Genomic DNA, 25,031 nt, shown 5'->3' on the forward strand with positions numbered 1-25,031 from the left:
AATGAATACACTAAATGTTATCAAACTCCTGGTAGTTGATGATAAACCTGAAAACCTACATCTGATTTCAAGCTTTTTTGAAGATTCAAACTATTACGTAAGAACATCAAGTTCATACGAGGAAACATATGAACTGTGCAACGAAATTGAGTTTGACCTATTGTTAATCGATATCAGAATGCCACGTGATGGTTTTGCTTTTGCTGAAAAAATAAGAGTGAGTGATTTAAACAGTAATACTCCCGTTATTTTTATGGCCGAGAAAACCGATCAGGAAAATATCTCGAAAGCATTTAAAGTAGGATGTAGGGATGTAATCACAAAACCATTTCAGTTGGAAGAGTTACTTTCAAAAGTCTCTACACATTCCTTATTGCAAATTCAGCATAAGCAAATACATGAATTGATGCTTGCTAAGGATAAGATTTTCTCGATCATTGGTCATGATTTAAGAAGTCCCTTTCATTCGTTGATTGGTTTTTCGAGATTATTGCTGGAGAATTTAGAAGCGAGTGAAGATAAAGCATCCCAAAAGTATGCTGAATTGATTTGCAATATTTCTACAAAGAATCTGGAACTTTTGGATAATTTACTGGTGTATGCACGTGATCTTGAAAAACAAGCTGAGTCTACTTTAGAGAAAATAGATGTACACAGGTTAATTTCAGAAGTATTACAAATTGTACAACCTACTGCAGCATTAAAAAAGATACAGTTGGTGCAAATATTTGGAGAGGCCAAATCAACTTTTGGTACCAAAGATTTAATTGCTACAATGATTCGAAATATTTTAGGAAATGCAATTAAGTTTTCGCGCCAACAAGGCATTGTTACTGTGCAAACAAGGGTAATCGGTAATATGATCGAAATTGATATTACAGATACAGGAGTGGGAATGGATGAAAATCAACTGAACAATTTGTTTGATAAAGAGCATCCTCAATCGAGTCTGGGTACTTCAGGTGAAATGGGATCGGGATATGGTTTACTCCTTTCTAAAGAAATTGCTGATAAGCACAATGGTGAAATTAAAGTTGAAAGCCACGTGGGCAATGGTACAAGTTTTAAAATAAGGCTTCCAATTTACGATGAGTCGAAATAAAAAAAAGCTCCAATATTCATTGGAGCTTTTTGTTTTATGCCAATTCTACCACGGTAATTTCGGGTGGCATACCAATTCTACCAGGGAAACCGATGTATCCAAATCCGCGATTCACATACAGGTACTGATCGCCTTCGCGGTACAATCCGCCCCAGCGAGGGTATTTGTACTGTACCGGACTCCACTTGATTCCTGCACGCTCAATTCCAAACTGCATTCCGTGGGTGTGTCCTGCAAAAGTTAGGTCGATATTCGAGTTTTTAATCACCTCTTCGTCCCAGTGCGAAGGATCGTGGCTCAACAATATTTTAAACGGAAGATGCTCGGTGCCTTGTGTAGCTTTGCTTAAATCGCCATGCTGAGGGAATGGAGGTTTGCCCCAATTTTCAACACCTACCAAAGCAATTTCTTCTCCTTTAATATTTATGGTTTCGGTTTCGTTTAATAACAATCGAAATCCCATTTGCTTGTGAAAATATTTGATTGCCGCAAGGTTTTTAGCTTTATCTTCTTCCGATCGCCAATAAGAGTAATCGCCATAATCGTGATTGCCCAGTATGGAGTATTTGCCAATTTTAGCTTTCATTTTAGCGAGTACGGGAGCCCAACCATCGGTCTCTTCGGCAAAGTTGTTTACCAAATCCCCAGTAAAAACAATCAAATCTGGTTCTTGTCCATTAATCAGTTCTACGGCTTTTTCTACCTTCTCGAAGTTTTTGTTGAAACTTCCCAGGTGCATATCCGATATCTGAACAATTTTTAATCCCTTAAATGCTTTTGGAAGATTGTTGAAACGAATGCTCTCGCGCATTACTCGGTAGTTGAATTTTCCTTTGGTTACTCCGTAAAGGATAGATGCAAATGGAATGGCTGCCAATACCAATCCCATCTGGTACAAAAACTCGGATCTCTCCATCTTTCTCTTCGAATTTAATTGTGGTACACTTTTATTCCTTCTCTCTCTGAACCATGCAATGGTTCTCCTAATCGCCCCTTGTATATCCTTTATTAAGACGAAAAATATGAATACAAACTTTGGAAAATAAAATAACGCAAACCCGGCCACCAAATAGCCAGAATAGATGTAGGCATCTGCTTTTTGCACGTGCTTAATACCAAACATGAATGTGGTAAAGGCAGCAAAAATAAAAACTGAAATGCCCCAAAATAGTATCGTTAAGCTGTGTCGTGCAAGAGAATATTTTATTCTTGCAATCAGAGGTTTTATGCCACGGTAGGTGTATATGTCTACCAAAAGCATAAATAGTAACAGAGGTATCAATAAATAAATGCTCGCTCTCATCCTTATTTCAAAGATTTTAAGAAACCGTTTGTAATTTATCCTTCAGCTTTTTTATATGAAAAAATGAAACCTAACATCGTTAAATTCTATTTAAATAGAACCACTATTCGCACAAAATTTGCCTTGTTACGCTTCATTTTTCATCGATAAAAAATTCTAAAAACAAATTTAAACCGTTTCTAATTGATTAATTCCGATATTTTTTAAACATTCATTGCTTACGAATTGTTTTTAAAATTAGATACAACTCATACCGGAACAATATCTCTACAATTGATGTAATGATATTAAAATCAGCTCCAAATATATAGAATTTAATACTACCAAGTCCTTAATAATTGTTAAAAAAGAGTTATATTCAGATTCAAGCTTCAAAATCCAAAAACCAAACCCCACATTATTATCTTTTGGAGCTTGGGATTTGATATTTGGGGTTTGTGAAAGAACTTTAAATCAATTCATATGGCACAGATACACGAATTAATCGACAAAAGATGGAGTCCGAGAGCTTTTGCCGATCAGGAGATAGAGGAGGATAAGATTGAAAAATTGTTTGAGGCAGCCTCTTTTGCTGCATCATGTTATAACGAACAGCCCTGGCGATTTGTATATGCTACAAAAGATTATCCTGAGAGATATGAGCAGTTGTTTTCTTGTTTAGGCGAGTATAATCAGATGTGGGTAAAAACTGCTCCGATGATCATTTTGACAGTAGTATCCAAGAGTTTTGCCCGCAATCAAAAAATTAATTTCCATGCGCGTCATGATTTGGGTTTGGCCATTGGAAACATGTCGATACAGGCTATGAGTATGGATTTGTACATGCATCAAATGGCTGGTTTCTCAGCAGAAAAGGCTCGTGAGGTTTTTGAAATCCCAGAAGATTTTGAAGCTGTTACCATGATTGCTGTCGGATACTTGGGAAATCCGGAACAGTTGCCCGAAAGTATGAGAGAAATAGAATCGTCTAAACGCGATAGAAAAAACTTGGCCCAATTGTTGTTTGATGGCGATTGGGATAAAATGAGGTAAGATTGTACAAACTAAAAAGGCTCCCAAGAGAGCCTTTTTTGTTGATAATTTACATTGATAACTTATTGCAAGTAATCGTTCCTAAATCAAACGTGTTTTGAATTTAAGAGGACGCAAGATAGTTAAAAAAGACTAAAATATCTTTTAATTGACTGAAAACTTTCATCCCTGATTTTCGGATCATATAAGAAATAGCAAACCATTAAATTAAAAATGATGAAGAAATTAATTCTATTAGTATTGATCGTGACTGCTGGCATTTGTGTAAAAGCTCAAAATACCTCTCCTACATTAGATGTAAGAGGAGAGAGTAAGATTTTTCAAGAACCTGATATTGTGGAGATATCGGTAAATATAAGTACCAAGGCCAGTGAATATGAGGCTTGTTTGGATAAAAATTTTTCCGATGTTGATCGATTAAAGAAATCTTTGAAATTGGCAAAGATTGAGAGTTTGAAAATATTTGATGTTGGTCAGCGAATTAATGAAGAAAAAACCTATTCATCGGGCCGACAAATTCCTGATGGTTACCGAGCTAATTACAGTATCAAGCTAAAGTTGGAAGCTAAACCAAAAAACATTCACTCTTGTCTTGAAGTGTTAAAGTCATCAGATGTTGAGCTGAATTATAATGCCAACTATGGTTTGAGTCCTGAGTTGATTAAATCTACCGAGGCCCAATTAATTGAAATGGCTGTGAATGATGCCAAAACCAAAGCGAAGGTGTTGGCAGAATCGGCAGAGGTTCAGCTTAAAAGCATCCAGAATATTAATTACGGCACAGTTAAAAGCATCTATGGACCAAAGCAACATATGGCCGAAATGAGAATAAGTAAGGCCGAATATTCGGGTTCGCAATCATTCACCAATCCAGATCCAATTGTATTGACTGATTATGTTGAAATTACATACCTTTTAGCTGATAAGTAGTAAGTGGGAGATACTATCTGATACCTTGAAATTGAGCTAAACTTGTCGTAAATTGATTAGTGAGTTTTGTACTCAGTGCAAATTTAACCTAACTGAACAGAAAACGACGATGAAAGCTATTGTAATAAGAAAGTATGGTTCTCCTGAAGTGTTGGAAATTACCAATCTGGATCGGCCAAAAATAAAAGAAAATCAAGTTTTAGTTGAGGTCTATGCATCCTCCGTTAATCCGGTAGACTGGAAGATAAGAAAAGGATTGCTGAAGCTATTTATGAGAAAAAAATTGCCTTGTGTTTTGGGTGGAGATATTGCAGGCAGAATATTGGAAGTAGGCAAGAAGGTGCAGTTTTATCGTGTAGGCGATGAGGTGTTTGGCAAAGTAGATATTATCAAGAATGGAGCGTATGCTGAATATGTGGCTACAACTCCCGATCATTTGGCTCTTAAGCCTCAGAATATGAATTTTGAAGAGGCAGCTACGATTCCTTTGGCTGGGTTAACAGCCCTACAGGCTTTGCGCAATATGGGTGGTATAAAAGCAGGAATGAGTGTTTTGATTAATGGTTGTTCGGGCGGTGTTGGTTCGTTTGCTTTACAATTGGCCAAGGCATTTAAATGTAAAGCAACAGGTATTTGCAGTACGCGAAATGTTGAATTTGCAAAAGAACTAGGAGCTGATCGAGTGATTGATTACCAAAATGAAAATTTGTTGGAAGTTCAGGAGGAGTATGATATTTTCTTCGATGTGGTTGGCAATCTGGAATACTCAAAAATAAAACACTTGTTACAAAGAGGTGGTGTTTATGTCACCACTTTACCTTCATTTAATATTCTTTTGCTGGGTTCAATTCATAATTTGGTTAGCTCTAAGAAAATGAAAAAAATCTTTGTGCAGGAAAGTAAAAAAGACCTTGAGTTGTTAGCCGATTTTGTTGATGCAGGATTACTTAAAACTTACATCGACAAGACTTATGAATTGGATGATATTGTAGAAGCACATCAATATAGTGAAACGGGAAGAGTTGTAGGGAAGCTGTCTTTGAAAATTACTGAATAATTACCTCATACCAACCTTCTCCTCAAGGAGAGATAGAGTGAGGTAAGGCAATAAAAAACCTCTGTAAGTTGAAATTAATCAAGCTTGACAGAGGTTTTTGTATTTCAATTAATCATTGATTCATAATTGTTTTACCCTTTTGATTTAATCGAGCAACCAATTGCTTTTGTATAGGTTACTGCGGGCTTTTTATTCATTAAAAGAGAATTGATGGCGTCCTCAACATATTTGGTGCTTACTTTCGAGGCATCTTTATAATTGTTATCGATGGTGCCAATATACTCTACCTTGAGATCTTTACCATTTTTGCTTAAAATGTAAACATGTGGCGTTTTGGTAGCTCCAAAATTCCTGTAAACTTCTTGCTTTGCATCAAAAAGATAAGGGAATGTAAAACCTTTTTCTTTTGCTCTTTGTTGCATTCCTTCAAAAGAATCTCCTGGAACAATAGCAGGATCGTTCGGATTAATAGCAATCACGGGAAAGCCTTTCTTCTTGTATTTTTTATCGATATCAATGATTCTGTCTTCGTAAGCCACGGCATATGGACAATGGTTACAAGTAAAGATCACTACAAATCCTTTTGCATCTTTAAAATCAGCCAATGCGATGTTTTTGCCGTCAATATTTTTCAGCTTAAAATCTGTTGCTAAATCGCCTACCTTATATCCTTGAGCATGAATTGCTGCTACTGATATTAGAAGGAAACTAAGTAATAATATCTTTTTCATCATCTAAATAAATTGGTTAATACTAAAATTTTTATCTATTCAAATTATCAATTGTCTCTGCTAGTTCAGAATAAGTTACTTTCCTGGCAAAGAATTTTCTTTTATCCTTTGTATATAATACTGTTGCAGGTAATGCACCATCCCATTGGTCATCCACTTTACCAATCCATGAGTTTGCATCCGGATCATCGAGAATTAGAACCTCGGCAGTTATATTTTTCTTCGTAAGAAATCTGGTCAGGCGTTCCTCTACTTTTGAACCAAAATCCAGGCTTACCAATAAGACCTTGACTTTTTTATCTGCGTATGATTTTCTGATGTGTTCAAATTCAGGAAGCTCCTCAACACAGGGTTTGCACCACATGGCCCAAAAATTAATAACATAGGTGGTATCATTCTGTAGATGGAATTTAGGTTCCAGTTCCTTAAAATTTAAGGTTTTAAAGTACTGAGATTTAACTGTCAGACTGATTGCAAATAGTAAGGTAATCGAGAATAGAATCTTCACTTTCATGATATTGTATAAATAAGACTTGTAAGTATTAAATATACTATTAATCGTTGAAGCAGAATAATCTGGCTTGTTATTGATTTGTTAATGTGCATAAAAAAGCCTGTCAATTTTCACTGACAGGCTTGCTTGAATTTATTTGTTTTAATCTTTTAGAAGTGCTTCGTTAAATTGATAATCTTTATAATCCACTTTATAGAATACACTATAGAGAGCAGGTATAAAAATCAGCGTAATTACTGTGCCAAAAAGTAAGCCTACCATAATTGAAGCAGCCATTGGTTCCCACATTAAACCTCCTCCCAGATACAAAGGAATCAGTCCCAGAGAAGTCGTAAATGTGGTCAACAGAATTGGTCTGAATCTTTGCAAACAGGCCGCAATTACAGCGTCTTGAGGTGTTCGTTTCAATTCGGAGAGTTCAATTTCAATCCTGTCAATTAGAACAATGGCATTATTAATCACAATTCCGGCAAGTGATATTACACCCAAGAAAGCCATAAAACCAAAATAGGAGCGAAGTGCAATTAAACCAATTACCACGCCAATAATCCCCAGTGGAATGGTGCTTACCACCATTGCTGTTTTTCTAAACGAATTGAATTGAATTACCAGCAATAACAGAATTAGAAATGCAGATAATGGCAGGTATGCGATTACTGCACCCATATTTTCGGAAGTATTTTTACTATCACCACCAAGTTCGTAATTGTAGCCAGTTGGCCAACTTTTCACATCTTCGTCCAACCAGGGGAGCATTTCTTTCATAATTTCAGACGCATTACCATCTTCTGTGATTTCGCTGGAAACATTAATACTACGAATCAAATCAAGGCGTTTAATTTTTGCATATTGCCATTGAGGAATAATGCTGGCCACCTGAGAAAGCGGAACACTTCTTCCTGAACTTTGAGAGAACACATTCATGGTTTCGATCTTTTCATAGCTTTGATTTTGGCTTGAAAAACCTCTTAATAGAATCGGAATGTTTTTATCATCTTCGCGATATTCACCAGTTTGAAAACCATCCAGCACGGTTTTTAATGAAGTAGCGATATCCTGATTGGTGATCCCGGCAATCTGTGCATTGTTCTGATCGATATTAATTACAAATTTTTTGGTTTTTGGTCCCCAATCATCTTTAACGTTTTTAGTTCCATTAATTTTTGATAGTCTTGATTTGATTTTCTCAGATAGGTCTGCAAGTACATCAGGATTATTTCCTTTTACTTTAATTTCAATTGGAGTTCCACCACCACCTGAACCCAAAGCTGATACCTTAATGTCGGCATTTGGGAAATGTTTAAAGCTGTACTCATCTAATCGACGAATCATTTCTGCATTTTCTTCAAAGGAGCTAGTATTTAAAAGGATGTGAGCATAACTTGAGTTTGCTTCATCTTGAGCATATCCCAAGTCATATGATTCTGGACCTTGCCCAATAAAGGAAGACCAGTCAATGATTCCTTTTTCTCTCTCATCATTCATTTGTAATTCTTCAGCAATGTGTTTTTCAATCTTTTTTACCACCTTTTCGGTTTGCTCAATTTTAGTTCCCAGAGGAAGGTTGATGTCAACGGTAATCATATTTCTATCACTATCCGGGAAGAAAATAAACGGTACCAAACTAAAACCTTTTAAGGATAATATGAATAGCAAAACAATTCCTCCAATCACAATTCCTTTACGATTTAAAGCCGATAGAATAAGGGATTTGTAATAAACTTTTAAAGCATCGAAAATTCGATCCATGAAGTTAGGCTTAGCTTCTTCCTTAGGTTTCACTTTTAAGAAGTAGAAACACAACATGGTAATAATGGTAAGAGAAACGATCCAGGAAGATACCAAGGCCAATGTGATCACTACGAAAATTGGTCCCATAATATCGCCCATGGTTGACTCTGCCAAATAGAAGGATAAGAAAGCTACCGAAGTAGTTAAAGTCGAAATCAACAATGGAACAATTAGCTCGGTACAAGATGAAACGGCAGCATCCTTTACCGTCATTCCTTCTTCCATTTTAACCATTATCGATTCTGACACAACAATGGCATTGTCTACCATCATTCCTAGTGCCATGATTAAGGCAGCTAATGTTACCTGATTTAATCCCATATTTATGATCCCCATTAACATGAGAGTCATGATGGTTACAATAGGAATCAAACTGGAGATAATCAAACCTGTTCTTAATCCCAGGAAGATTAACATTACTACCAATACTATCACAATGGATTGAATCAAATTGCCGATAAAATTATCGATACTTTTATCAACATAGTGATCTAATGAAGTTAAACGTTGAACATCTAAACCAATTGGTAATTGTTCATTCCACTCTGTTAAAATCTTATCTACATCTTCGCCCAACTTAATAATATTAGCGCCATCGATTAAGGAAATAGAGAGTGAAATGGCTGGTTTACCATTTACATGAACAATGGTACTGGCAGGCTCAACATATGCTTTGCGAATGCTGGTAATGTCTCGCAATTGTACAACATGACTTCCATCACCTATTGGAATCAGCGTATTCTTAATACTTTCCAATGATTCATAGTTGCCTGTTGGTTCGAGAATTATTCTTTCCGATTCAAGGTTAATTTCTCCACCAGAATCTAAAATGTTGGTGGATGCAATAATGTTTTGCAGCTTGGACGAGCTTAATCCATATTCTTTTAGTTGAGATTCGTCAAACTCAATAAAAATTCTTTCATCTTGCACACCTCCGAGTTCGACTTTGGCTGCATCGTCAAGTTTAATTAAGGCATCTTTTAGGTCATCGGCAGCTTCTTTCATTTCTACATAAGAGTACCCGTCACTTATTAAACCGACCATAATTCCATACACGACACCAACATCATCATCATTAAGACTTGGATTTACACTCTGAGGTAGATCTCTTAGGCTATTTAGTTTTCTTCTAAGTTTATCCCAGATAGCCTGGAGATCTTCTGGAGCAACTTCATCTTTAAGACGCACACTTACCACCGATAAACCAGTTCTAGATGTACTGTTAATTTCTTTGACTTCAGGAATTTCCTGAACTTTCTTTTCTATTTTGTCGGTAACCAGAAGTTCAACCCTTTCTGGTCCAGCACCAGGGAATGAAGACACAACTGTAGCCACTCTAACTGTGTATGGAGGCATACTATCTCTTGGTAAGGTTTCGTATAATGCCAAGCCCAAAATCACCACCACGGCAAGCAGAGTAAAGGTTATTCGGCTTTTCTCAATAGCAAACTTTGTAAGATTCATAATTGCTTTGTTTGGAGGTGAATACTATTTTAAGCTAACTTTCTGTCCGTCAAGTAGAGTTTGTAAACCTGCGGTAGCCACAATCTGACCTGCTTTTAATCCACTCTCTACTTCAAATCCAATGGGGGATAGTACACCTACTTTAAAGTGTTGTTTTTTTATTACACCAACATTCTCGCTTTCTTTTTCTATAACGAAAACAAAATTGCCTTTGCTGTCTTCACCCACTGCAGAAATAGGAACAATTAGGACTTCACTATTATTCGTTTCGGCAAATTTAAATTTGATATGTGCTGCCATTCCCGACTTTACTTCAGAAGTTTCGCCTAATAATTTAATTCTTACCGGATAGGTAGCCGATCCCTCGCTTATAGATGGAGATACTTCATTTACTACTCCTTGATATTCTTTGCCTTGAAGAGCAGGAAATGTAGCCGATATTTCCATGCCTTTTTGTACTCTGTTGATTACGTTTTCAGGCAATCCAAGGCTAACTTCCATAAAACTACCAGCGTTTAAAACTGCAATAATTTGTCCGGCACTTACATTCTCATTGTTTTCTACATTTTTAGCTGCAATAACTCCATTGGAAGGAGAGTAGATAATTCCATAGCCAACCTGTTTTTGTTGAATTTCAACACTTCTTTTTGAGGATTCGTAGTTTGCTTTGGCCGAAGCATATGACGATTTCGCATTTTCATAATCACTTAGTGAAGCACTTCCTTTTTCGAACAGAGTTCTTGTTCTATCCAATGTTGATGTTGCTGTGTTTAAATTAGCTTTAGAACTGCTTAGGGCTGAAATTGCTTGTTCCAGAGATAATTGAGCTTCGGAATTATCTATTCTTGCCAATAAATCACCTTTATTTACCGATTGACCATTGGCAATGTTTAAAACCGTTAAAATGCCAGAAGTTCTAAAACTTAAGTTGATTTCTTTATCAGATCTTGCAGTTCCGTTGAATGATCGCACTTGTCCAATTCCTGAGTAACTAACCTCCTGATATTTAACTGGACGATATCTTTCTTGTGTTTGCTTTTCGTTACTATCACTACAAGATCCAAAAATAAATAAGAATAAGCCTAATGCTAGAATATATAATGGTTTCATAATTATGCTGGTTTAATTATTGGTTAAAAGATAGTTTTGAAGATTTTGAATGAAAATTTGATTTTCTTCATCTGGATTTAGGAAAAAATAATACGAGAGTACCCTTTCCATTTGTAATAGGGTTAAATAAAAGTTGTATCCCGCACTTGCTTGTTGTTGTTGAGCTTGAAAATATGCCTGTTGAGCATCAATTAAACTTGTAATTCCAATAGCCCCATTGGAGTAGGAAATTTGCATAAGCTCCAAGCTTTCTTTGGCAGTTTTGGTGGTAAGTTTAGATAATTCGATATTAGTGTATAGACTCAATAAGGCATATACAATATCGTTTACATTTTTCTTGATGAGTGTTTCAGTATTTTCCTTTTGAATATTTAATTGCTTCTGCTGAATTAATGACTTTTGTCTATTTAAACTTCTTTGATTTTGATTAAAAATAGGCAGACTTAATTGTACGCCAACATTATAATATCCATCGGGAGCTCCAACAATGCCTGTTGGATATGTACTTCCTTTTCCATCTTTTGAAAAAGTATGATTGTATCCTCCTTGCAAGGCAATGGTCGGAAGGAATTTGCTTCTTTGATATAGTTTTGCACTTCTCTCTGATGCTTCAATATTAAATTGTAAAGATTTTAGCTCGTGAGCATTTTCAATAGCAACTGTCTCCAAATATTTTAAAAGTTTATCTCTTAAAATAGGATCATCAATAAGCTTGATTAGACCTTTGTAATCAAATTGATCTTCTGTCTTCTCATCTACCAAAGAGTGTTTGATGTCAATCTTGTAATCAATAGGATTATTTAGAAGTTGATTGATGGCATGCATTGCTTGAATAAAATTGGTGTAAGCATTAACTATATTTTGGGTTGCCAGGGCCAATTCACTTCTCCAACGCAAAACATCACCCTTTCCTGTTTGTCCTGCCGAGTAATTTTGCTGTGCAATTTCAAAATTCTTTCTGGTAACCCTTAGGTTTTCATCATTTATAAGGTAATTGGCTTTTGCAATTAAAGCATTGTAAAAAGTAACACCTGCATCTAATATTGCATCCTTTTCTGTGGCATTGTAATTCTCTTCACTGGCAGATGCCAACTTTTTCTGAATTTTGATGTTCCCACTAGCTTGTTCCGAAAATAAAAGCTGCTCTACACTTACATTACCACTTGTGGTATACTCAGGATTCGATCCGTTGGAAACTTCAGCTAAATCAGGATCAATATGCGAACCAGTTACCGATGAGGTAAGATTCGGTAGATATTGACTGTTCGCCAACTTTATCTCTTGTTTGGCCAAATTGATATCGTACTTGCTTGCCTTCAGACTTAAATTGTTTTCCAGCAGTTGATATACAAAATTATCAAGGTAATAACTCTTTTTATAAGCTAGGTTATTGGCATTACCGACAATGTTTGTTTTTATTAAGAAACTGTATTTCAAAGGAAAATTAATGCGGAATGAGGTTTCAATATTTAGAAGAAGCTTGGTTTCAACATCCAGGTAAATAGGTAAATCCGATAAATCGCTTCCCAATACGGCAGCTTCTATGTTTAGTGCAATTCGCCTAAGAAACTGATTTAATTCATTTACAGGTTGAGTGTTAAAAAGTACGCCTAAAGATGAGAATTCTTCAACCAGAGAAGTATAAGAAGGTAAGTTTCGATTGTTGATCATATCAATCATTCTTTGCTTTTCCTCCATTGAGAAATATAAGCCTCCCGAAATATAAACAGCATCGACACCTTCAAGCTGGGCATCTAATTCATTTACAGATGATATGGATATAATTTTATATTCAGATTTGATCTCACCCAGAATTTTGTCCAAAGTTTCTTTTACAGGATAGATTTCGGTTAGATACTCATCTAAAATAATCCCAACTTTTTTATAGGGATACATCTCCTTAAATTCGGATAAATCTTCTTTGTATGATTTTGGAGTTAAAATATAGGTCAAATTCTTAACCTGCGAAGTATTTTGTCCTTCGGGAAATTCAATAAAGTCATCATTAATAACACCAAACAAAATTACAGGTTTGGGAAATGCTTTGTTTTGGGCAATCACAAAATTATTGAAGGAACCGAAGGATAATATCAAGTCAACATCTTCTGAATTTACTACAGTTTGATAGTTTTCCTTTGCCTTTTCCTGGCTTAGTTGGTTCATTAAATAATATTCCTTCTTAAATACAACCGTAGCTTCTTGGGATACAACAGATTTAATTTCAGCTTTCAACAAATTTAAGATGGAATCATTTTCGTGAATATATTCATCACCCAAAATGGCAACCGAGTATTCCTTGGTATTTTGAGCATTTATCCACGTTGCATTCAATAAAATAAAGGATAGCAGGATAAGTTGTTTCATGTGGTTTTCTCTTAAATAATAAAAATCAAACTAAAAGATATTAAAAAACATTGAGAAAACTTAGTTGTTTCTTTTCTTGCTGTAAGAAATTATGTTGTTGAAATTAAATTGATTTAAAGCCAAACCATTATTTTTTAAATTATTTTTTTACCTTTGAGCTATACAAATGATTTACAAACTATGAATAGAATTCACACAAACCGATTTTTTTTCTTTTTTAGCATGTAGTGCTGAGAGGTTTTGTGTGATATAAAATATTAACTGAGCCTTTTTCGAAAGGCTCTTTTTTTTTTAGTATACAATGAGAACCATATTTTTCTTTAGCTTCTTTTTTAGCTTTTTCTTTTTTGGAGACGAGAAGGACAGGATTCTTATGGTTTAAATTTTAAATGCATTAAAAGAGAGTCCTGATTATTCAGGACTTTTTTTTTGAGTATAATCTAACAAATAATCAAAATAGAAAATGAACAAACGAAGAGTTGTTATTCAAGGAGTAGAGGGATGTTTTCATCACTTGGCAGCAAATGCTTATTATGGAGAAGACGTAGATATTATTCCTGCTGAGAATTTTGCCAAATTGATTGATCTGGTTAATGATGAAAAAGTATGTGATGCTGGAATAATGGCAATTGAGAATTCAATAGCTGGGAGTATTTTGCAAAATTATGGTCTATTGCAAGATTCAGGCTTAGTTGTGGAAGGAGAGATTTTTTTAAGAGTTAAGCAGAATTTAATGGCATTACCAGGCCAGAAAATTGAGGATTTAAAAGAGGTACATTCGCATCCAATGGCAATTAATCAGTGTCGAGCTTATTTTCGAAAATATCCACATATTAGAATGGTTGAAATGGAGGATACGGCACTTAGTGCAAGAAATATTAGAGAGAATGAATTAATTGGTGTTGGTGCTATTGCTGGTGATTTACCTGCAAGACTTTACGATTTAGAGATTTTGGCAGAAGAAATTGAAAGTATTAAGAATAACCAAACACGCTTTTTTCTGCTAAAACGACAAAAAGATGTTGGTGTGAATGGCGGATTTACCAAGGCTTCGCTTTACTTTAGTACGAGCCATGAACCTGGTAGTTTATCTTATATTTTAGACTGTTTTGCTCAAGAGGATATTAATCTTTCTAAAATTCAATCTCACCCAATTCCTGGAGAGAATTGGCAGTACTTTTTTCATGTTGATTTGGAGTTTAAAGTCCCTATTCAATTTAAAAATGCAATGAATAGGATTTCTCAAAAGGTAAGAGGAATGCAAATTTTAGGAACTTACAATAAGGGAATTGAAGTTTGGTAAAATCAATTTATTGATTCAAATATTTTATCAATCTGCTTAGCAAGCGAAATATCTTTTACTGTAATTCTTCGTTTAGAATGAGTAGTCAATGATACTCTGACATTTTTGTACTTATACAATTTAATGTCAGGGTGATGATCTGCTTTTTCAGCATCTTCAGCAATTAGGTTGATAAATTTAATGGCATGGGTAAAATCGGATAATACGTAGTTTTTAATCAATTTGCTATCTATCTCACTCCAACCTTGTTCCAATAAAATATTCATGATTTTCTGCTTTTAGATGTATAAAGTTAAGGAAAGAAAATTGTAATGTAAATAAAAAGGATTGCCATAAGCAATCCTTTTTAATCGTAAGTTTATATCAGATGGGTAAAAGGCTTATAGTGCAATTTCTCTATCTAGTTCTTCTCCCATAATTTTTGCCCCACTATACAAAACAGATCTTTCTTCAGCTTCCATGTAAACATCAAAAGGTAGAGAAATGTTATAAGCTGTTTGTACAAGTATTGAAATATCATCTTTAGAACCTAATTGGTTTCTCCAATTAATGTCTGTTTCATCCAGTAAATAGGCATAAACAGGTCCAGTAAAAAAAGCAAAACAATCAACATACGATTTATTATCCCACAAATATTCAAGCTTCGATTGCAGGAATGATTTAAGTTCAGTTTTGGATCTACAGATTTTTTGAGCGGTATATTCAGCCATACCTTCATGAATTTCAAATCTGTTTTCACATCCATCGCAATCTGAATATAAAGCTCTGCGATATTTTCTAAAGCAAATTGCATCAACGATTGCTTGTTTTCGATCTTCACCTTCGCTGTGCAAGGCAAAATCTAAAGCTTTCCATTCAAGTTTTAACCACACTCTTGCTTCCATTTCTTCCATATGACTGTTATTGTATGGCAATGGTTTTAAGTCTATTTGTGGTTGCAAACAATGAAAGGCTTCATGTAAAATAACACATTGTTGTTCAACTTTGTTCTCAGGCAAAGGAAGAGGTATAATAGCCCAATTGCGCTTGTCTATTTTTTGCGGACCTTTTTTCACTTTAATGAAATCAGGAAGTTTCCCTATGAAAATGTTATTTCTTTCTTCTAGATTTAATTTTGAGCTATTCTTATTTGAGTATACTATTTTATTTACTTCATCAATAAAGAGAATCGGAACATCCAAGCTATGTCCCCATAGCAATCCATTATCTTTCGAGCAAAGTTCTTGAGTTTCATCAAGAATTGCTTTGATAATTTCAGGAGAATAAATTTGATTACTTGCTTTTGTATTTACAATGCAAATCATCAAAAAAATGACTCCAATGGTAAAAATTCGTTTGATCTTCATTTTTGTTTGGTTAATAGGTTCATAAAAATAATATCAGTATTTGTGCCATTGTTGGTAAGTTGCAAAATATCAATACTTAGCGGAGAGGAGAGTGTTGATAGGAAAGGGGAGTGTTGTTACATTTCGTACAGTTGGTGTTCGTATCTGTGCAGACTTTACAATCACTTAACATTGTTGGACAGAGTTGGAACTAAAAAGAGAATTCAGTATCTTAAATATTAATATCTAAACATGTTGTTATGATATGTTTATATCAATCATTATCAGAAACCAATAAAATTGAATTGAATGAATGAGTATTTTGAAATATTAATGATCCTTATTGGTTTTTTGATTATTGCTGTAGGTGCAAATAGAATATCACTGTATTTTCCAAAAATCAAATTGCCTATAATTACAGGTCTTTTATTCATTGGAATACTGTCAGGTCCATACGTATTAAACTTGTTACCTAAAACTTCAATTGAAAAACTTGGATTTATAAATGAAATATCATTGGCATTTATTGCTTTTGCAGCTGGTGCAGAATTGTTTCTGAAGGAGTTAAAGGGTAGGATGAAAAGCATAAAATGGATGACTTTTGGACAACTCGTCTTTACTTTTGGGATTAGTGTCTCTTTTGTATTGTTGATATCGGAAAGAATTCAGTTCTTATCAGAAATGTCATTTGAGTATAAGTTGGCCGTTGCATTGTTAATAGGGACAGTTTTCGTTACCAGATCGCCGGTTTCGGCTATAGCTGTAATTAATGAAATGAGAGCAAAAGGACCTTTTACACAAATGGCGATAGGGGTTACAGTAATAAAAGATGTACTGGTAATTGTTCTTTTCACCATTTGTTTTGCTGTTGCAGATGCTTTGATCTCAAAAATACCATTCGATTTTTGGTTGGTTATCATTTTATTTGGAGAGTTGTGTTTATCTGTACTCTTAGGATTTGTATTAGGAAATTTGTTAAATCTAATCTTAGCCATTCGTATATACACGCAGATTAAGGCTTTTGTTATTGTACTTACAGGATACAGTGTGTACCTCTTGGCTGGTTTGGTTCATCATCAAAGTATGGAATGGTTTGGATTCGATTTGTACATTGAGCCATTACTAATCTGTATTCTTGGAAGTTTTGTAGTAGTTAATTTTGGTAAAAGCCGAAGAGAGTTTAATCGTATCATCGAATTGGTGGTTCCATCCATTTATGTATTGTTTTATACACTAACCGGAGCATCGGTAAAAATTGATATTTTACAAGAAGTTTGGTCTATTGCATTGATATTTTTTGTTGTACGATTATCTAGTATGGCGATTGGAGCATTTATTGGTGGCACGTTAGGTGGTGATCCTATGCGTTACAATAGAATTTCCTGGATGCCATTTGTAACCCAGGCTGGTGTTGCCATCGGTTTAGTAGCTGTAGTGTCAGAAAAATATCCGACTTGGGGGCCCGAGTTTGCTACTATATTGTTAGCTGTAATTGTATTAAATGAGATATTTGGACCTCCTTTATTCAAATGGTCCATTATTTTGGTAGGCGAAAGTCATAAACAAAGAGAGCTACAGCATGAAAATAAAGTACAAAAAGCACTTATTTTTGGATTAGAAGGTCAATCACTGGCATTGGCAAGACAGTTAGCTGATAATGATTGGAATGTAAAAGTGGTAACCCGAAATGAAGCTAAGGCAAAATTAGAATATCAAGGAGTAAATGTTGTGTGTGTTCCTGAGTATAATTTGAATGAATTGAAGAAAATTAAAGCTCATAAGGCTGATGCTTTGGTTCTATTAAATAAAGATGATGACAATTTAAAAGTTTGTGAATTGGCATATGAACACTTTGGAACTAGAGATGTTGTGGTTAGAGTTCATGAAAGAAGTTTCATAAAGAAATTTCACGAATTAGGTGCATTAATTGTTGAACCGTCTACAGTCATGGTAAGCCTTATGGATCATTTGGTTCGCTCCCCAATCGCAACTTCATTATTGCTTGGAATGGAAGAAAATCAGGATACCATTGATATCGAAATGCAAAATCCAGAATTGCATGGAATTGCAATTCGAGATCTGCAAATTCCTACCGATTTGATAATATTGGCAACCAAACGAAATCAGAATACTCTAATTTCTACAGGATTCACAAGGTTACGCTTAGGAGATGTTTTAACTGTAGTTGGCTCAATTGATAGTATTGATAAATTGAGACTTAAGTTGGAGAATTCAGAAATTCCTGATTTTAAAAAAATAAGATTTGCTGGAAAAACAATTTCTTTTAAACGGAAACCAATTGATCTAGATACAGATTTACCAAGTTAAAAATACGGTTGTCCAAAAGGCTAGGGGAACTACTGTATTCCAGATTACTTCTTCTCGGTGTCGTGCTCTTTGTAGTCTTTCATTTTCAACCTGTAATCGCAAATATTCTAATTGTTGTTGGTTTTCGATGTAAGCTAATTCCTTTTCTTTTTGAATGTTTTTAAGGTAAATAATTGCCTCTCGGTTTTTAGACGGATTGGAATTGACAACAGCCATTAAATCCTGTTCTGATTCATTTAAACGATTCAGGTGATAATAAGCCATTCCTCTTTGCAATTTAATTTCATTCATATATGGTTTTTTAGCTAGTACATGATTAAAATCCAATACCGCTTTCTTATAGTTTTTTAATTGCATGTATGCATACCCACGGTCTTGAAAAATAGTAGGATAATAGGGCATAATGTTAATTGCCGTATCAAGATAGGGGATCGCTTTATCATACTTCCCTTCCAGAATTAACATTCTACCTTTGTCATGGTATTGCATGTAGCGTTCCACATTTTGAGATTGTGCACAAACTGAGAATACAATGCTTAAGGTGAAAATTATTAATGTTTTCATTGGGATTTCATTATTTTATTGGTTTTTAAACTCTAACCCTGAACTTGTAACATAAATTGTACCAAAATGCATAAAAAAACCCTTCGAATTTTCGAAGGGTTTACCTGTTGCTTAATAATAATTTATGACTTTTTACAACACTCTTTTTTACAATTTGAATCGCATTTTTTGTTTGCGTTAGCTTCTTTTTTAGAGCATTCTTTCTTGTCTTTGCAGCATTCCTTTTTCTTAGAACATTCTTTTTTGTCCTTGCAGCATTCTTTTTTCTTAGTGCATTCTTTTTTAGAACAGTCTTTCTTCTTTGAACAACAAGCTTTTTTATCAGCTTTTGCTTCTTTTTTTACTTTCTTTTTATCTTGCTGCTGATTTTGATCTACATCTTGAGTAAGTACGGTATTGTTATCAGCAGAAATATTTACCGGTTGAACTGCGAAACTTACTGCGCTAATGGCGAAAACAAATAATAGGCTCAATAATAACTTTTTCATTGTTTTTAAATTTAAATGTTAATTAATCCGTTTTGATTTTATTGAATTGTAACATAAAGAACGTAAAAGATCTTTTTGTCTGCTGTTAATGAATTGTTAAAGGAATTTAATTTTTTAAAAATTAAACTACCTTTGAATTGATTAATAGACCCATTATTAAAGGAATACAGAAGGTATTAAATGATAAAAAAAGTTCAAAAATTAATAAATAGGTTAGGTAATTATAGAATTCAGATATTTCTTGGCATATCTGTACTGGTTCTTATTACTCTTCTCTTGATACAAATAAGGTGGATAGGTAGAGCTCGCGATTTGAACGAAGAACAATTTAACCATAGGGTAGGAATGGCTTTGCATGAATCGGTGGACGAGTTTATGAAGGACCGAGAGAGATGTGAAGCTATGAGTGCTTGCATGAATAAAAAGAGATTTGATGCCAATGATAGTGCAAAATTGGAAAGTGAAGTGGAACGATTGGATTCAATAGTTAAGCAGCAGTTTCAAAATTATCAAATTCAATCACCATACACCATTGAAGTATTATCTTCGGCTGATGAGCAGCCAAGAAGTAAATGTTTTTATTATAGCTTGCGTAAGGCATTAAGTCATGATAAAGCCGTTCTGAATGTCTATTTTAATAAAAGAGAGCAGAGTTTAATGGATAGTATGGGCAGCATGTTTATATTATCCGTAATTCTGATATTAATACTTTTTGTGTTTTTTGGATTAACTGTTTTCTCTTTTCTTAAAGACAAGAAAATTTTAGGAAGGACCACCGATCTTATAAATAATATTGCTCACGAATTCAAAACCCCAATGGCAACCATTGCTTTGGCAGGAAAGATGCTTGGACGTGAAAAGGTGCATTCTCAACCAAATCAGGTGATTCATTATGCCAATATGATTACTTCTGAAAATGATAGACTTAAAAAGCAAGTTGATCAACTTTTAAAATTATCATGTATTGATAGAGGTGAGTTACAATTGAATTCAAATCAATTTAATGTACATGAGCTACTAAAAGAATGTGTCGATTCCTTATCGGTTAGATTATCAGAGCGAAAGGGTGAGTTAATTGTAAATAAATCAGCCTCAAATGATTTAATTACAGGAGATCGGGAGTTAATTCAAAATGTGTTTTTAAATCTTTTGGATAATGCTATAAAATACTCTTCGGGTAAACCTGAATTAAAGTTGGAAACCAAAAATAATAATGGAAGTTTACTTGTTTTGGTATCCGATAAAGGAATTGGAATGAGTAAAGAAGAACAAAAACATGTTTTTGATAGATATTACCGAGCTCCAACAGGTGATCGTCATGATGTTAAAGGGTTTGGAATAGGCTTGTCATATTCCCGAATGATAATTGATGCTCATAAAGGCTCGATAAATGTTTGGAGCAAGAAAAATTATGGTAGTACCTTTACTGTAATAATACCACAATCTTAAAAATTTATGTCTACACTTACAACAAAAAATATATTACTGGTTGAAGATGATCCTAACTTGGGAGAGGTTTTAAATGCTTTTCTCGAGATGGAAGGTTTCGCAGTTAGCTTAGCTCGAGATGGGGAAGAAGGCTATGAGAAATTTACCCAATCAAAGTATAATATTTGTCTTTTGGATGTGATGCTGCCTAAAATGGATGGGTTTTCTTTGGGCAAAAAGATCAGAAAAAAGGATAAGGATATTCCTATTATTTTTCTCACGGCAAAATCCTTAAAGGAAGATAAGCTTAAAGGGTTTGATTTGGGAGGAGATGATTACATAACCAAACCATTTGATGAGGATGAATTGGTAAGAAGAATAAATGCAATATTAAAAAGAACAAATTCGGTTCAGAATATTTCAGAGTTAACTATCAAACTTGGTAAATTTGAATACAATCATGTAAATCTTACTCTAAGAATTGATGGGAATGAATCTCGAATTACGCAAAAAGAAGGAGAGGTTCTATACATGCTGCTTCAATCGAAAAACAATGTAGTTCGTCGAGAGGATATACTTGTAAAGGTTTGGGGTGAAAATGATTATTTTATGGGAAGAAGTCTGGATGTGTTTATTACAAAATTGAGAAAGCACCTAAAACCAGATCCACAAGTGAAAATCGAAAATGTTCATGGAGTGGGCTTTATCCTATCAGATGATAATTAATTTGATTTCTGGGTAAGACTTAAAACTGAAAAATTGTAATTTTGAGTTTTAAAATTCAAAACTAGTACTGGTATGAGCATACCTCAAAAAATAGAAGAAATTAAAAATTCAATTCCGGATAATGTAACCTTAGTTGCAGTTTCAAAAACCAAGCCCAACGAAGCAATTATGGAAGCTTATGATGGTGGTTATAGAATTTTCGGTGAAAACAAACCTCAGGAGTTAACCAGAAAATTTGAAGAGTTGCCAAAAGATATAGTTTGGCACATGATTGGTCATTTGCAAACCAATAAGGTCAAATATATTGCTCCATTTGTTAGCTTAATTCATGCGGTGGATAGTTTGAAATTGCTAAAAGAGATTAATAAACAAGCCCAAAAAAATGATCGTGTGATAGATTGTTTGATGCAGTTTCATATTGCCGATGAGGATACAAAGTTTGGGTTAGATTTGAACGATGCAGAGCGTATTATAAATTCAGAGGAATATCAGAATATGCAAAATGTACGCATTGTAGGTGTTATGGGAATGGCTACTTACACTGATGATGAAAAACAGATTCGTTCGGAGTTTGGTAATCTAAAATCTATTTATAGCGAACTTAAATCGAAATTTTTTCCAGATGAGGAGAGTTTCAAAGAAATTTCGATGGGAATGTCAGGAGATTATAAATTGGCAATTGAAGAAGGAAGCACAATGATTCGTGTGGGAAGTACCATTTTTGGAGCCAGAGATTATTCGAATAAATAACATTTGCGATAAAGTCCTTAGTTGATGAATCGTGATTATTTATTTAAATGATTATATTTGTTCGTCAACGATTGAAATTCAATAAAATCAAAATATTATGATAAAACTTGAAACCACTTATATGGGATTGTCTTTAAAGAATCCTGTTATTGTTAGTAGTTCTGGTTTAACCAATTCGGTAAGAAAGATTAAGATTATCGAAGAAAAGGGAGCTGGTGCTGTTGTATTAAAATCTTTATTTGAAGAGCAAATTACTAACGAAGCCCGTCATCTTATTAGCAAAGACCCTACGAATGTTGGATATCCTGAAGCTGAGGATTATATCCAAAATTATATCAAGGGTAACTCGGTTTCAAATTATTTGACATTAATTAAGGAAGCAAAAGAAGCGGTTTCTATTCCTATTATTGCGAGTATCAATTGTGTGTCATCATCAGATTGGACTCAATTTGCCAAAGAAATAGAAAAAGCTGGTGCTGATGCTATTGAGTTGAATGCATTTATCGTTCCAAACGATAGAAATATGAGTTCTACAAAGTATGAAGAGCTGTATTTCAAAATTTTCAATGCTGTTAAGAAAGAAGTGAATATTCCGATTTCAATGAAATTGGGTATTTATTTTACAAATTTGTTTTCTGTAGCGAATAGATTAAATGCTGATGGAGCTGACTCTATTGTTTTGTTCAATAGGTTCTACGAGCCAGACATTGATATTGAAAATTTGAAAATCACTAGTGCTGAAGTTTTAAGTAACGCGAGTGATATTCGCAGATCTTTGCGTTGGGTTGGAATGTTATCCGATAAAATTAAAGGCCTTGATATTTCTGCTTCAACTGGAATTCATAGCGGTGAGGCTGCAATTAAGCAATTGTTGGCAGGTGCAAAAACAGTTCAAATTTGTTCTACAGTTTATGAACATGGATTTGATCAGATAACCAAAATTTTGGAAGAAATATCAGCCTGGATGGCTAAAAAAGAATTCAAATCAATTGATGAATTCAGAGGAAAGTTGAGTTATGGAAATATTCCTGATTCAGCACTTTACGAAAGAGCACAGTTCATGAAGTATTTTTCGAATAATGAAAAAGATGTAATGATCTAAAATAAAAAAGGCTGAATCAACTGATTCAGCCTTTCTTTTTAAAATTGGTCAAGAATGTGAATACATTCATGAATCATTCCTTTCATTTCTTCAGGAGCATTTGGAATTGCATCCTTTAACTTATCTTGCTCTTCAATTCTTTTCTCAGGTTCAATTTTTTCTGTAAAATTTTCTATTACAGTAAAGGCTTCAAAAGCTGTTTCAAAATCAGATTTGATTAATAAATCGGTAAACACGCTCACGTGCTTTGTAAAATCAATACTAGACTGCCAGCAAATTCCTGTTAATTCTTTCTGAATTGTTTTGTACTTGTCATTAAGAATTGCGTCAATAAAAATCAAATCAGCTTTTTTGTCCTTAATGTCAGCTAAAAATTTCAGGATGGTATTTTTTACTTCTTCATCATCGTTTCTTACCAATAAATCAAACAGAAGTACAATGTCTTCCAATTGTCCTTCTTCTCTTAATTGATTAATCGATTTTGTAACAGTTTTATAATCTGAAGACTGAAGTTCCGATACTAATTTATCGTGTATTGCTTTTTTCGCTTTATCCGTCATTTTGTTTTCGTTTGTATCCTGCAAAATTAATAAAATAAGCGATACTAGTAGTTTTTGATGAAAATTGCCTTTTTAATAATAATTAAACTTATATCCTGTGTCAATATGGGGTTTTGTGGTTATAAAGGCCATTCTTAACCAGTTTTAGTGAAGAAAAAAATCGTATTTTCATTTAGACTATAAATTTTAACTCGCCATTGTAATATATGAGAAAGATTTCTGTAGCTGGATTATTGATATTTTTATTTGCTTCTTGTAGTTGGAATTCTTCAAGGAAGAAGGAAAAGGAAATTAAATCAGAAACCTTAGAATATCAGTTAACGGCTGAAAATACAGATATAATGAAGAAGGTATTCTTTGTTTTACCAAGTCCAATCGAAACTTCTCTGCTAATTAAAAAATCAGGATTGGTTTTTCGAGAGGATTTATTAAACTCCAGTGAGAAATTAGCAGGTTACTCCACAAGTACATCCAAAGCCATTGCGTTGGGAGTTTATTGTGCAGATTTAAGTTATTCTGGCATAAATGACCAATTTCAAACATCTTTGGAATATCTAAATGTTACCAGGAATTTAGCTGAGTCTTTAGGGATAATAAGAGCAGTAGATCCAAATACAATCAAATTGTTAGAAGAAAATCTGACAAACAAGGAGTTAATTACTGAGGTAATTTCAGAGATTTATATGGAATCGCACGAACAATTAAAAGAACAGGACAGATATCTGCTTGCATCTCTAATGATAATTGGAGGATGGGTGGAGAGTTTATATTTGGCTACTCAAAGTGTGAAAACCAACGAGCCAAAACATCAAATTTTAATTGAGCGTATTTTGGATCAACATCTGTCCTTGGAAAGTGTAAAATCTGTATTAAATAAAAATCAAACAAACCCGGTAATACGGCCAATTTATAAAGATTTATTAGATTTGGAGCGCTTATTCAAAATGTCGATCATCTCAAAAAATAAAGAGCATGATTTCTATGATAAGGTTGATTTAGTAAGTTTTGAGCAACTTATTTTAAAAGTTAAGGATACTAGAAATTATTTGGTCGATTAAT

22 protein-coding genes are annotated in these 25,031 nt (G+C 34.1%); 11 read left to right on the forward strand and 11 right to left on the reverse strand.

The features are described from left to right. Position 1 precedes the first annotated feature (1 nt). Positions 2–1,102, forward strand: coding sequence for a hybrid sensor histidine kinase/response regulator (locus ACKPCA_RS03190; RefSeq protein WP_321281350.1), 1,101 nt, complete (start codon positions 2–4; stop codon positions 1,100–1,102). Between the two features lie 34 nt (positions 1,103–1,136). Here the strand turns inward: ACKPCA_RS03190 and ACKPCA_RS03195 are convergent, their stop codons facing one another. Then, positions 1,137–2,405, reverse strand: coding sequence for a metallophosphoesterase (locus ACKPCA_RS03195; protein WP_321281351.1), 1,269 nt, complete (start codon positions 2,403–2,405; stop codon positions 1,137–1,139). Between the two features lie 462 nt (positions 2,406–2,867). Between ACKPCA_RS03195 and ACKPCA_RS03200 the strand changes: the two genes are divergently transcribed. The 3 genes from ACKPCA_RS03200 (at position 2,868) to ACKPCA_RS03210 (ending at position 5,424) form a co-directional block, all read left to right on the forward strand. Continuing rightward, the gene (locus ACKPCA_RS03200; protein WP_321281353.1) at positions 2,868–3,437 is read left to right on the forward strand and encodes a nitroreductase family protein; all 570 of its coding nucleotides are present in this window, start codon (positions 2,868–2,870) and stop codon (positions 3,435–3,437) included. Positions 3,438–3,653: 216 nt separating this feature from the next. Continuing rightward, positions 3,654–4,367, forward strand: a complete 714-nt coding sequence (locus tag ACKPCA_RS03205) for an SIMPL domain-containing protein (protein ID WP_321281355.1) — start codon at positions 3,654–3,656, stop codon at positions 4,365–4,367. Between the two features lie 109 nt (positions 4,368–4,476). Continuing rightward, entirely contained in the window at positions 4,477–5,424 is a 948-nt protein-coding gene (locus ACKPCA_RS03210) for an NAD(P)-dependent alcohol dehydrogenase (protein WP_321281356.1), read from the forward strand. Between the two features lie 131 nt (positions 5,425–5,555). Here ACKPCA_RS03210 and ACKPCA_RS03215 read toward each other — a convergent pair whose 3' ends face one another. The 5 genes from ACKPCA_RS03215 to ACKPCA_RS03235 form a co-directional block, all read right to left on the reverse strand. After that, positions 5,556–6,155, reverse strand: a complete 600-nt coding sequence (locus tag ACKPCA_RS03215) for a thioredoxin family protein (protein ID WP_321281358.1) — start codon at positions 6,153–6,155, stop codon at positions 5,556–5,558. Positions 6,156–6,186: 31 nt separating this feature from the next. Beyond that, complete coding sequence (locus tag ACKPCA_RS03220; RefSeq protein ID WP_321281359.1) at positions 6,187–6,669, reverse strand: TlpA disulfide reductase family protein; 483 nt, start codon at positions 6,667–6,669, stop codon at positions 6,187–6,189. Between the two features lie 141 nt (positions 6,670–6,810). Further along, on the reverse strand, positions 6,811–9,924 hold the full coding sequence (locus ACKPCA_RS03225; RefSeq protein WP_321281360.1) for an efflux RND transporter permease subunit: 3,114 nt from the start codon (positions 9,922–9,924) through the stop codon (positions 6,811–6,813). 24 nt (positions 9,925–9,948) lie between these two features. Next, on the reverse strand, positions 9,949–11,034 hold the full coding sequence (locus ACKPCA_RS03230) for an efflux RND transporter periplasmic adaptor subunit (protein WP_321281361.1): 1,086 nt from the start codon (positions 11,032–11,034) through the stop codon (positions 9,949–9,951). A 12-nt stretch (positions 11,035–11,046) separates the two neighbouring features. Continuing rightward, a complete protein-coding gene (locus tag ACKPCA_RS03235; protein WP_321281362.1) occupies positions 11,047–13,398 on the reverse strand; it encodes a TolC family protein in 2,352 nt (783 codons plus the stop codon). 463 nt (positions 13,399–13,861) lie between these two features. Here ACKPCA_RS03235 and ACKPCA_RS03240 point away from each other — a divergent pair, with 463 nt between their 5' ends. Continuing rightward, entirely contained in the window at positions 13,862–14,701 is an 840-nt protein-coding gene (locus ACKPCA_RS03240; protein ID WP_321281363.1) for a prephenate dehydratase, read from the forward strand. A 2-nt stretch (positions 14,702–14,703) separates the two neighbouring features. On the opposite strand, the gene ACKPCA_RS03245 is transcribed toward ACKPCA_RS03240, so the two are convergent. Both ACKPCA_RS03245 and ACKPCA_RS03250 read right to left on the reverse strand, forming a co-directional pair. Beyond that, entirely contained in the window at positions 14,704–14,967 is a 264-nt protein-coding gene (locus ACKPCA_RS03245; RefSeq protein ID WP_321281364.1) for a 4a-hydroxytetrahydrobiopterin dehydratase, read from the reverse strand. A gap of 114 nt (positions 14,968–15,081) precedes the next feature. Beyond that, positions 15,082–16,047: a hypothetical protein gene (locus tag ACKPCA_RS03250; RefSeq protein ID WP_321281365.1), complete on the reverse strand. Its 966-nt coding sequence runs from the start codon at positions 16,045–16,047 to the stop codon at positions 15,082–15,084. Between the two features lie 288 nt (positions 16,048–16,335). Between ACKPCA_RS03250 and ACKPCA_RS03255 the strand changes: the two genes are divergently transcribed. Next, a complete protein-coding gene (locus ACKPCA_RS03255; RefSeq protein ID WP_321281366.1) occupies positions 16,336–18,354 on the forward strand; it encodes a monovalent cation:proton antiporter family protein in 2,019 nt (672 codons plus the stop codon). Here the strand turns inward: ACKPCA_RS03255 and ACKPCA_RS03260 are convergent. Together ACKPCA_RS03260 and ACKPCA_RS03265 are read right to left on the reverse strand one after the other, a co-directional pair. Further along, on the reverse strand, positions 18,343–18,918 hold the full coding sequence (locus ACKPCA_RS03260; protein ID WP_321281367.1) for a tetratricopeptide repeat protein: 576 nt from the start codon (positions 18,916–18,918) through the stop codon (positions 18,343–18,345). The two genes, ACKPCA_RS03255 and ACKPCA_RS03260, sit on opposite strands and share 12 nt — an antisense overlap. A 122-nt stretch (positions 18,919–19,040) precedes the next feature. Continuing rightward, on the reverse strand, positions 19,041–19,406 hold the full coding sequence (locus ACKPCA_RS03265; RefSeq protein ID WP_321281369.1) for a hypothetical protein: 366 nt from the start codon (positions 19,404–19,406) through the stop codon (positions 19,041–19,043). A gap of 180 nt (positions 19,407–19,586) precedes the next feature. On the opposite strand from ACKPCA_RS03265, the gene ACKPCA_RS03270 reads away from it, so the two are divergent. From ACKPCA_RS03270 to ACKPCA_RS03285, 4 genes are all read left to right on the forward strand, one after another. Further along, positions 19,587–20,855: a sensor histidine kinase gene (locus tag ACKPCA_RS03270; protein WP_321281371.1), complete on the forward strand. Its 1,269-nt coding sequence runs from the start codon at positions 19,587–19,589 to the stop codon at positions 20,853–20,855. 6 nt (positions 20,856–20,861) lie between these two features. Then, positions 20,862–21,560: a response regulator transcription factor gene (locus tag ACKPCA_RS03275; protein ID WP_054719325.1), complete on the forward strand. Its 699-nt coding sequence runs from the start codon at positions 20,862–20,864 to the stop codon at positions 21,558–21,560. A 72-nt stretch (positions 21,561–21,632) separates the two neighbouring features. Continuing rightward, positions 21,633–22,310: a YggS family pyridoxal phosphate-dependent enzyme gene (locus ACKPCA_RS03280; protein ID WP_321281372.1), complete on the forward strand. Its 678-nt coding sequence runs from the start codon at positions 21,633–21,635 to the stop codon at positions 22,308–22,310. A gap of 97 nt (positions 22,311–22,407) precedes the next feature. Then, positions 22,408–23,412: a dihydroorotate dehydrogenase-like protein gene (locus ACKPCA_RS03285; protein ID WP_054719331.1), complete on the forward strand. Its 1,005-nt coding sequence runs from the start codon at positions 22,408–22,410 to the stop codon at positions 23,410–23,412. A 38-nt stretch (positions 23,413–23,450) separates the two neighbouring features. Here the strand turns inward: ACKPCA_RS03285 and ACKPCA_RS03290 are convergent, their stop codons facing one another. Beyond that, complete coding sequence (locus ACKPCA_RS03290; RefSeq protein ID WP_321281374.1) at positions 23,451–23,972, reverse strand: hypothetical protein; 522 nt, start codon at positions 23,970–23,972, stop codon at positions 23,451–23,453. 206 nt (positions 23,973–24,178) lie between these two features. Between ACKPCA_RS03290 and ACKPCA_RS03295 the strand changes: the two genes are divergently transcribed. After that, positions 24,179–25,030 carry a hypothetical protein gene (locus tag ACKPCA_RS03295; RefSeq protein WP_321281376.1) on the forward strand — a complete coding sequence of 284 codons (852 nt, stop codon included), beginning with the start codon at positions 24,179–24,181 and terminating at the stop codon, positions 25,028–25,030. Position 25,031: the final 1 nt, after the last annotated feature.

Origin of the sequence: Marinifilum fragile (genome assembly GCF_963677365.1) — a bacterium.
Classification (GTDB): Bacteria; Bacteroidota; Bacteroidia; order Bacteroidales; family Marinifilaceae; genus Marinifilum; species Marinifilum fragile.

Bases quoted from the DNA above. Each gene is read 5' to 3' on its own strand.
- ACKPCA_RS03190 (WP_321281350.1), top strand. From the start codon at position 2: ATGAATACACTAAATGTTATCAAACTCCTGGTAGTTGATGATAAACCT.
- ACKPCA_RS03195 (WP_321281351.1), bottom strand. From the start codon at position 2,405: ATGAGAGCGAGCATTTATTTATTGATACCTCTGTTACTATTTATGCTT.
- ACKPCA_RS03200 (WP_321281353.1), top strand. From the start codon at position 2,868: ATGGCACAGATACACGAATTAATCGACAAAAGATGGAGTCCGAGAGCT.
- ACKPCA_RS03205 (WP_321281355.1), top strand. From the start codon at position 3,654: ATGAAGAAATTAATTCTATTAGTATTGATCGTGACTGCTGGCATTTGT.
- ACKPCA_RS03210 (WP_321281356.1), top strand. From the start codon at position 4,477: ATGAAAGCTATTGTAATAAGAAAGTATGGTTCTCCTGAAGTGTTGGAA.
- ACKPCA_RS03215 (WP_321281358.1), bottom strand. From the start codon at position 6,155: ATGAAAAAGATATTATTACTTAGTTTCCTTCTAATATCAGTAGCAGCA.
- ACKPCA_RS03220 (WP_321281359.1), bottom strand. From the start codon at position 6,669: ATGAAAGTGAAGATTCTATTCTCGATTACCTTACTATTTGCAATCAGT.
- ACKPCA_RS03225 (WP_321281360.1), bottom strand. From the start codon at position 9,924: ATGAATCTTACAAAGTTTGCTATTGAGAAAAGCCGAATAACCTTTACT.
- ACKPCA_RS03230 (WP_321281361.1), bottom strand. From the start codon at position 11,034: ATGAAACCATTATATATTCTAGCATTAGGCTTATTCTTATTTATTTTT.
- ACKPCA_RS03235 (WP_321281362.1), bottom strand. From the start codon at position 13,398: ATGAAACAACTTATCCTGCTATCCTTTATTTTATTGAATGCAACGTGG.
- ACKPCA_RS03240 (WP_321281363.1), top strand. From the start codon at position 13,862: ATGAACAAACGAAGAGTTGTTATTCAAGGAGTAGAGGGATGTTTTCAT.
- ACKPCA_RS03245 (WP_321281364.1), bottom strand. From the start codon at position 14,967: ATGAATATTTTATTGGAACAAGGTTGGAGTGAGATAGATAGCAAATTG.
- ACKPCA_RS03250 (WP_321281365.1), bottom strand. From the start codon at position 16,047: ATGAAGATCAAACGAATTTTTACCATTGGAGTCATTTTTTTGATGATT.
- ACKPCA_RS03255 (WP_321281366.1), top strand. From the start codon at position 16,336: ATGAATGAGTATTTTGAAATATTAATGATCCTTATTGGTTTTTTGATT.
- ACKPCA_RS03260 (WP_321281367.1), bottom strand. From the start codon at position 18,918: ATGAAAACATTAATAATTTTCACCTTAAGCATTGTATTCTCAGTTTGT.
- ACKPCA_RS03265 (WP_321281369.1), bottom strand. From the start codon at position 19,406: ATGAAAAAGTTATTATTGAGCCTATTATTTGTTTTCGCCATTAGCGCA.
- ACKPCA_RS03270 (WP_321281371.1), top strand. From the start codon at position 19,587: ATGATAAAAAAAGTTCAAAAATTAATAAATAGGTTAGGTAATTATAGA.
- ACKPCA_RS03275 (WP_054719325.1), top strand. From the start codon at position 20,862: ATGTCTACACTTACAACAAAAAATATATTACTGGTTGAAGATGATCCT.
- ACKPCA_RS03280 (WP_321281372.1), top strand. From the start codon at position 21,633: ATGAGCATACCTCAAAAAATAGAAGAAATTAAAAATTCAATTCCGGAT.
- ACKPCA_RS03285 (WP_054719331.1), top strand. From the start codon at position 22,408: ATGATAAAACTTGAAACCACTTATATGGGATTGTCTTTAAAGAATCCT.
- ACKPCA_RS03290 (WP_321281374.1), bottom strand. From the start codon at position 23,972: ATGACGGATAAAGCGAAAAAAGCAATACACGATAAATTAGTATCGGAA.
- ACKPCA_RS03295 (WP_321281376.1), top strand. From the start codon at position 24,179: ATGAGAAAGATTTCTGTAGCTGGATTATTGATATTTTTATTTGCTTCT.